General features: G+C 61.0%; 2 protein-coding genes and 1 tRNA gene. 2 read left to right on the top strand and 1 reads right to left on the bottom strand.

Features of this window, described 5'->3' with window-relative positions:
* Positions 1 to 856: integrase core domain-containing protein (locus EOA22_RS33645; protein WP_164746422.1), on the top strand; the 856-nt coding region annotated here is incomplete at its 5' end.
* A gap of 37 nt (positions 857 to 893) precedes the next feature.
* Here the strand turns inward: EOA22_RS33645 and EOA22_RS33640 are convergent.
* Positions 894 to 969: transfer RNA gene (locus tag EOA22_RS33640), tRNA-Ile, on the bottom strand.
* Positions 970 to 1,103: 134 nt separating this feature from the next.
* Between EOA22_RS33640 and EOA22_RS33635 the strand changes: the two genes are divergently transcribed.
* Positions 1,104 to 1,385: SIMPL domain-containing protein (locus EOA22_RS33635; protein ID WP_127308159.1), on the top strand; the 282-nt coding region annotated here is incomplete at its 3' end.

Raw genomic sequence — 1,385 nt, 5'->3', positions numbered from 1 at the left:
TGCCGTGCTCGACCGCCACGGCATGGTCGAGCGCCGCAAGCGCAGGCGCAACAGGGCGACGGGGACACCACTTTCAAACGGCTGTCGCCCTAACGATCTTTGGTGTGCCGACTACAAGGGCGAGTTCATGCTCGCCGATCGGCGCTATTGCTATCCGCTGACCATCACCGACTTCGCCAGCCGTTATCTCATCGCCTGCGAGGCGCTCTCGACCACCAAGGAAGCCTATGCCTTCACCGTGTTCGAAAGCGTTTTCAAAGAGTTCGGCCTGCCCAGCGCGATCAGGACCGACAATGGCGTTCCCTTCGCCAGCCCCAACGCGCTGTTCAATCTCAGCAAACTGTCGGTCTGGTGGCTGCGCCTGGGCATCGACATCGAGCGCATCAAGCCGGGCTGTCCGCAGCAGAATGGCCGCCATGAGCGCATGCACCTCACCCTCAAGAAGGAGACCACCAAACCGGCCGGCGCCAATTTCCTTCAACAGCAGGCCAGGTTCGATGACTTCATCGACGAGTTCAACTCACAACGCCCGCACCAGGCGCTCGACATGGACTGCCCGGCCGAGCGCTACACGCCCTCAACGCGTCCCTACACCGGCTTGCCCGATCTCGACCACCCGTTTCACGACAAGGCCGTCACCGTCACCACCTGCGGCCGCATCTGCTATAACCGCAAGAAGATCAACCTCAGCCTTGTCTTTGCCGGCCAGACCGTCGGAATCAAACAGGTCGAGGACCATATCTGGCTGGCTAGCTTCATGGACTATGATTTGGGATATTTCGACGATGAGACATGCAGGCTCGAACCACTCCAAAACCCCTTCGGGCCAAAAGTGTTACCCATGTCTCCGGTATAAACCGTAACCTATGTGTCCGGAACGGACCTAACGGTAATGGTGGGCCCGGAGGGACTCGAACCCCCAACCAAGCGGTTATGAGCCGCCGGCTCTAACCATTGAGCTACAGGCCCCACGCGGGCTGGATTAATGTTTTTCGCATCGCGGCACAAGGCTTTCCCGACGGGCTTCCCCAGATCGCCCAAATCAACCCATAATCGCGCTCTACGCGACGTCTGCGACTTGATCGCAGACCAAGGAGATTTTCATGACCAGACATCTTTTGCCTCTCGCGCTCGCCGCTGCAATCGCTTTTCCGGCGATGGCTGGAGCCACCGATCTGCCGACGCCGCCCCGCATCATCGTGTCGGGCGAAGGCGAAGCAACCGTGGCCCCCGATCTGGCGGTCCTGACGCTGAGCGTCATGCGCGAGGCCAAGACCGCGCGCGCCGCGCTCGACGCCAACAATGACGCCATGGCCGCCGTGATCGCGGCGATGAAGTCCGCCGGCATCAAGGACCGGGACCTGCAGACCGCCGGCATCCAGATC

The sequence above is a fragment of the Mesorhizobium sp. M7A.F.Ca.US.014.04.1.1 genome, from assembly GCF_003998745.1.
In the GTDB taxonomy this organism is placed as follows: Bacteria; Pseudomonadota; Alphaproteobacteria; order Rhizobiales; family Rhizobiaceae; genus Mesorhizobium; species Mesorhizobium ciceri.
This window is presented reverse-complemented; position numbering and strand designations above follow the sequence as displayed.